9 protein-coding genes are annotated in these 5,845 nt (G+C 35.7%); 1 reads left to right on the top strand and 8 read right to left on the bottom strand.

The annotated features are described in order from the left end of the window. The 7 genes from ACF8FD_RS00070 to ACF8FD_RS00040 form a co-directional block, all read right to left on the bottom strand. The coding region (locus ACF8FD_RS00070) for a phage/plasmid replication protein, II/X family (RefSeq protein ID WP_392452815.1) at window positions 1-802 on the bottom strand (802 nt) is incomplete at its 3' end. Window positions 803-1,088: 286 nt separating this feature from the next. Beyond that, window positions 1,089-2,351, bottom strand: a complete 1,263-nt coding sequence (locus ACF8FD_RS00065; protein ID WP_392452814.1) for a zonular occludens toxin domain-containing protein — start codon at window positions 2,349-2,351, stop codon at window positions 1,089-1,091. Beyond that, complete coding sequence (locus ACF8FD_RS00060; protein ID WP_130235435.1) at window positions 2,348-2,641, bottom strand: DUF2523 domain-containing protein; 294 nt, start codon at window positions 2,639-2,641, stop codon at window positions 2,348-2,350. The genes ACF8FD_RS00065 and ACF8FD_RS00060 overlap by 4 nt, the downstream gene beginning before the upstream one ends. Continuing rightward, complete coding sequence (locus ACF8FD_RS00055; RefSeq protein WP_392452810.1) at window positions 2,631-4,004, bottom strand: virulence factor TspB C-terminal domain-related protein; 1,374 nt, start codon at window positions 4,002-4,004, stop codon at window positions 2,631-2,633. The genes ACF8FD_RS00060 and ACF8FD_RS00055 overlap by 11 nt, the downstream gene beginning before the upstream one ends. Before the next feature lie 156 nt (window positions 4,005-4,160). After that, on the bottom strand, window positions 4,161-4,397 hold the full coding sequence (locus ACF8FD_RS00050) for a major capsid protein (RefSeq protein WP_279678134.1): 237 nt from the start codon (window positions 4,395-4,397) through the stop codon (window positions 4,161-4,163). 21 nt (window positions 4,398-4,418) lie between these two features. Beyond that, window positions 4,419-4,610 carry a hypothetical protein gene (locus ACF8FD_RS00045; protein ID WP_180004447.1) on the bottom strand — a complete coding sequence of 64 codons (192 nt, stop codon included), beginning with the start codon at window positions 4,608-4,610 and terminating at the stop codon, window positions 4,419-4,421. Between the two features lie 137 nt (window positions 4,611-4,747). After that, a complete protein-coding gene (locus tag ACF8FD_RS00040) occupies window positions 4,748-5,038 on the bottom strand; it encodes a hypothetical protein (protein WP_392452809.1) in 291 nt (96 codons plus the stop codon). A 116-nt stretch (window positions 5,039-5,154) separates the two neighbouring features. Here ACF8FD_RS00040 and ACF8FD_RS00035 point away from each other — a divergent pair, with 116 nt between their 5' ends. Further along, window positions 5,155-5,340 (top strand): hypothetical protein, encoded by a 186-nt coding sequence (locus ACF8FD_RS00035; RefSeq protein ID WP_392452807.1) that lies wholly within the window; start codon window positions 5,155-5,157, stop codon window positions 5,338-5,340. Here ACF8FD_RS00035 and ACF8FD_RS00030 read toward each other — a convergent pair. Further along, window positions 5,337-5,845 (bottom strand): phage/plasmid replication protein, II/X family (locus tag ACF8FD_RS00030; protein ID WP_392452806.1); only part of this gene is annotated, 509 nt, incomplete at its 5' end. The two genes, ACF8FD_RS00035 and ACF8FD_RS00030, sit on opposite strands and share 4 nt — an antisense overlap.

Raw genomic sequence — 5,845 nt, 5'->3', positions numbered from 1 at the left:
GAATCCAAACTTTTCTCAATGCAGCTTCAACACGTAGAAGATTTTTTGAAAATTCAATCAATTCAGGATCAGATAATACATTTATTTGATGCTGTGTAACATTGTTTAATTGTTGCTTTGTTTTACTCTGAATGGTTTTTAAAACTTCATCATGTTTATAGTACATGCGAATAAATTTATGTTTAGAATTTTTATTACCGAAGTAAGTCGTTTCCTTAAAACGATTATTTTCGACCTCATTGGCTAATGTTTGTCTATAGCTAACATTACGCAAATAATCTAATAAATAGACACAGTCCTCTTTGGATCGCATTCTGAACGAATAGTTAATATCTAACATTCTTAGTTCCGCAGAATTAAAATCTAAGTATTGAGAGAGAAAAGGATAAGTTTTAATTAATGTGTGAAGTATTATAACAATTCCACTTTTAATATCGTCATAACCATAAATATTATGACCAAGTAATAGTTTTGCAGGCGATGCCTTTAAAATAATGTGTGGTGTGCCAATTGTGGGAGCATGATTAATTTTTAAGGCAATGCCAGCAAAAGAAGATTCTAGTTGCTCAAATGGAGCATTAAGACCCTGAACAGAAACCGTTTCTATACCATCCTCAAAATCAAAAGAAATACCATAAGCATTGGGCTCTATGCCCTCTGTCTTACAAATTTTAATAAAATCAAAGACTTTTAAACGTGCTGTTTGATCATAAAGACCGCTTTCAATTTTTATCTTATCAACGCCAGTATAACCGTAAGTCTCTGGGCGAAATGGAATGTAAATTCCTGTCATATCAATCATAGTTTTTTACTCTAGCCGCAATCAAGAGGTGCTCACCCTCCAAAGAATTGCGGTCTAAGGAGAGCAAGCAGAAAGAATTATGTATCACCATGAGACAAGAGTCCACTATTAAATAAGTGGACTCGACGCAATTTTCAGCAAATAAAGAAAAATTAGAGACAGATAGTTCGCACCCGTTCGGGATGCTCTGAAAGCTAAGTTTTGACAACATAAGCAGCCTGTAATCAGGGAAAGAGGGTTTTAAAATTTTAATAACGTTAGTTCGGGGGCACTCCGCCCCCTCTGTTTATAGTGAATGCGCCCCATTAATGTCTTTTGGTGGTTTTGTTCCAAAAGGAATAGGCTCAGCTTTAACCTCTGGGTTTTGTACAGCGCTTTGTTCTTGTTGAACTTCCTTTACTGCATATTCATATGAAGCTGCGCTTTGCTTAGCTTCATAATAATAATTGAACGGTCGATCACCATTCGCAAATCTTAGACAATCCGCCTTGCTGACGCCTTGCATTCTAGTGCCTTGTTGTGTCAATGGGATACACTCACCATTTACGACCGCAACATTTTCCCAACGGGGAAAGTCTTTAGGCTCAAATCTAGGCGTGTATTTGACGTCATAAGGCTTTGCAGGGTCATATTCATAATCAATTACAACTTGATCCATAGAATTGCGTGTAGATGCCTGTAATTGAGCATTCTTTTCTTCACGTGCCTTGTGATCATAAATATCTTTGCATTGCTGTTCTGTCCATTGGAATTGTTCCACACAAGTTGCAATTTTTTTCTGCATCTCTATATCTGATTGACTGGCTGTTTTGGCAAGTTCAGACGGTGCTGTTGGATTTAAGCCAGCTTTTACAATGTCTTTTGCACCTGAGTTCATAAATAAATAATAAGCTCCAGTAAGCATCGCAATCACTGCAAAGCCTGCATAGAAAAACTTTTTCTGAATGTGAAATTTTATTGATGTGTGTTTTGATGCGCTCTCATACATTTCCTGCCATTTTTTATTGAATTTGAAAATGTAATTATCGTGATAATTGTCTGGGTTCTTGGTTGCTTGCCACGGATCACGAAGCCAACGACTAAAAACATAAACAGACGTGAAAGGCGGCAACTGGGGAGGACGTTTCAACAAATACATTTTTTCAACAAGTTTACGAATACCACGATTTAAGCGTTCAGGGTCTTGAGTAATCAAGTAAATATCTTTGTTTTGGTGTCCGTGAGTTGTCAAATCTACAATCATTTGATCCTGTGACATGCGACCATTTGAATCGGTGTATTCAGGTCTTAAATGGATTTCATCCATAAAGACAACTGAATTATCAGGTGTATCACGCCAATCATTAGGTGCTTTTTCTACAAAATCGCAATTTTCTGCATGACCATCAATATCCGAATAAATCTTACGAATAACGTGTTTTTCAGGATCGGCTTTACCTGAATCAATGAGTTTTTGAGTTTTTAAATTTTGTTCATGAATATCATGCGCTAATTTGGCAGCGAATTGAGATTTGCCGTGTCTTGGCTGTCCAACGAGTAAATAGATCATCCTGTCGCCCCTTTACCAATATGTACCTTATTTGCGATCAATGTCGCTTTAATGACGATAAAACCTGTAATGATAGAAAGACCCTCGGGAAAGCTTGCGAGAGCCATAATGGAAAGCAGATCAGGGAGCAGTCCATTGAACTTGTTTACTGCATAATCGACCCACTGATTGACGAGCGTTAAGATTGCAGCAGTCGTAAATAAACCCAAACCTAAACTTTTTAGAAGTGCGCCACCAACCCTTGAAGTTGAATAATCAGCGACTTTTACCAATATTCCTTTAAGGCTCACTGCTACGCCCTCCACCGACTAAAATTAAAAGACCTGTAATGGTTGAAATGAGTAAAACAAGCGGGCTTGTATCTTCGGCAACATTACATATTTGTGTCCATTCAATTGTTAAATCAAAATCAACACTTTTACCTAGTGATCTAACTGATTCATTCACCTGTATGGGTGCAGGGCATTGTCCATTGGCACGGAAACGGTTTTTATCAATCGTACCTATATCAAATTCTTCGGGTTCTTCTTTTTCAGCTTCTTCTAGTTCTTTATCTTCTTGCGTCCAATCCAACCAGTCGCATAACTTGGCTGCATAATTACAAAATGCAGGCAGTTCAAAATTAGTTGTAGAGCCAGTGTTAGTACTAGGATTTGTACCTGTACCTGTACCTGTACCTGTACCTGTACCTGTACCTGTACCTGTACCTGTGTCGGGTTTTGGCGTTGTATCGGCTTGTCCTTGAGTTCCTGTATCAATTTTGGGATCTGTCCGTGTTTTTCCATCGCCTTTCGGGTTATCGGACTTTAAAACGTCTTTTTGCTTGTTTTTGAGGTCATTTACGACATTAGGATCAGGTTCAGGATTATCAGGCCCCATTGAATATGTATTGCCAATCATTTGAGCAGCAAGATCCGCATATTTAGGGTCATTTAAAAGATTTTTTAATACTTGTTCTTTTTCTTGTTCTGAAACAACAGTATTTGTAGGTGGTTGAGCAGTTGGATTGTAATTTGGGTTTTTTCCGTATGACCAAGTATAAATATCTACTGTTAGACCATCCTTATTATAAAAATTAATAGTACGACCAACAACTTTATGAGATGTGATGTTATAACTTGGATAATTCTCAACTGAATATGCACGAGAAATAGTGACAGCTTCAGACATAGAAGCTACACAGTTTCCGTTCAACTGATAGCAATTCTGTAGATGTGGATTTGTATTGTCTTGAACTGGTTTTTTTGTGACCTTTCCACCTTCATCGATAACCCAACCCGCAGCGTCAACAATTAAACCACCGACAACTAATGCACCACCAACAGCATTAGCACCTTTACCAAATTTACCAATTTTTCTAGCCCAATCTTTCCAAACTTTATCTTTATCAACGACAAGTGTTGCTTCAGCAACAACACGGGTTCTTGATCCAGCGACTTGTGCATTTGTTTCAATTTGTGGATAGACGGTTTTCATGTCTTGGGAGACTTTTACATTTTTGGAACTAATTTCTGAATAAGTGGTTTGTGCTAATTTTTCTGAATGACTTTGGCGAACTGTACGACCAACTTCACTATTCCATTTTTCCAAGTCATTGGCTGAATAAACTATTGTGGGAATTAACAATGCCCCAAGCAAAAATATATTTTTCATTGTTAATTCTCAAAATAATTTATATGCAATCATGATCCACATTAAAATGGATAGATAAGCTCCAAAAGATTCAATAGACATTGCTTCACCTCTTTGTTCGCTTGCCTGCGAGCCCTCGGCAAGCCTCACAAAGTAGGCTTGCTTTGGGTCTTGTTCTTAAAGAGCTGCACGAGCCCATTTGAACAGCTTAACCACGACTACCAAACTCAAAACAGCAAGTCCGATTGACGATACAACAGCAACACCGCCTGAAATTGTTGATACAACATCAGTTGCATCAAGCGTAAATCCTGCTGCATTTGCAGTAGATCCAGCCAAAGCCATGTAACCAGTCGCAGCTACAACACCCGCTTTTTGCGCTAAAGTCGGTTTAAATTTTTGTACATTTTCCATGGTTTTATCCCCAAGAAAGTTTTATGAAATTGCCTTTTTGGCTGCCTTGATAATATGGACAACCGCAAAGACTGTTAGAAAAGCCACTCCTATGGCATTACCTTGAGCAATTGATATTTCAGGGAGCATCTGAAATTTGACTATCAATTCGGTGTGCTCAATGCAATTTAGTCCTTGACCAAATTCATTCAGTGAATCGCAGACATAAGCCATGTTTTAAAAATCCTAAGCATGGAAAATTAGAAAATGTTTTGCCATGCGTTTTTTAGTAATCGTTTTTCCGCAAATTTGGCAAGTAATAAAACGCTGTGATTTTTTAACTTGTTTAGTCAAATCAGGAAAAATATTCATTAAATTTGACTCAAGATAATAAAATCGGGGTGCGTGATAATTGAATCAATGTTGTATTGATTTTTACCCGCATATAGATTTGAATTTGAAAACGGGATGAGTAATTCTTCTTGAGCATTACAATGCTGCATTAATTTATTCTTAATATCATCATTAAAGGTTTGAAGCTCAACGGGAATGCGAGCACCATTTAAATCTGTTTCCATCGCATGAAAAACATACTTATTAGTTTTCTTTTCACCAACTTGTTTTACATCAAAGTTTTTTAACAATACACTAACCAATTTCATAATAATCACCAATAACATTGTTGTGATTATTATGATGAAGTTAAATTGATATTATGTATAGTAGTGAGTTATACTATTATTTCGTATCGTATGTCTATTATTGCGGAGTAGATAAAATGAGAAGTGATCATATTTTTGAAATGAAAATACATCTATATCTAAATAAAAATATAGATAAGGAATTAATTGATAAAGTAATAAATTTGAAAAATAAAAGAGGATTAAATAAAGCAATAATTAAATTATTAAAAGAGTATGAAGAAGAACAAATAGAATTATTTGAAAAAGAAAAGCAGTCTTAGACTGCTTTTTTTAGGATTGAAGAAACTATATCTAAAATATCTTTATCAAGATGCTCTATATAATTAGGCATTGGTGCAGGAGCTTGTACTACATTAGTTAAGTCAATAATTTTAACAAATGGAATAATATTACGAGATGTAGAATCTAAAGAATTATAATTTTGTAGTTGAGCACGTGAAATTCCAATAGATTCTAAGTCAGAAATACGTCTATAAAAAGTTGCCTTACTGGTAGTATCTTTAACAGATTTATAACCATCTGAAATAATCAAACGATAAAAAGCATAAATATTATTTGCATTAGCAAAAGATTCCTTGCCAGTTTTTTTATTGTAAGTAACAAACATTTTATTTATATTTTCACGTACAGATTCATCACTTTGATTTTTTAAAGTAACATCGCCAACGGCTTTAAATAAATCACTCATAGCATCCACCCACAAATCACTAATACACAAATCACTAGACAACACATCACGTAGCAAGGTTGAACCGAATTTTTTTT

Origin of the sequence: Acinetobacter sp. TYF_19 (assembly GCF_043105125.1) — a bacterium.
In the GTDB taxonomy this organism is placed as follows: Bacteria; Pseudomonadota; Gammaproteobacteria; order Pseudomonadales; family Moraxellaceae; genus Acinetobacter; species Acinetobacter johnsonii.
This window is presented reverse-complemented; position numbering and strand designations above follow the sequence as displayed.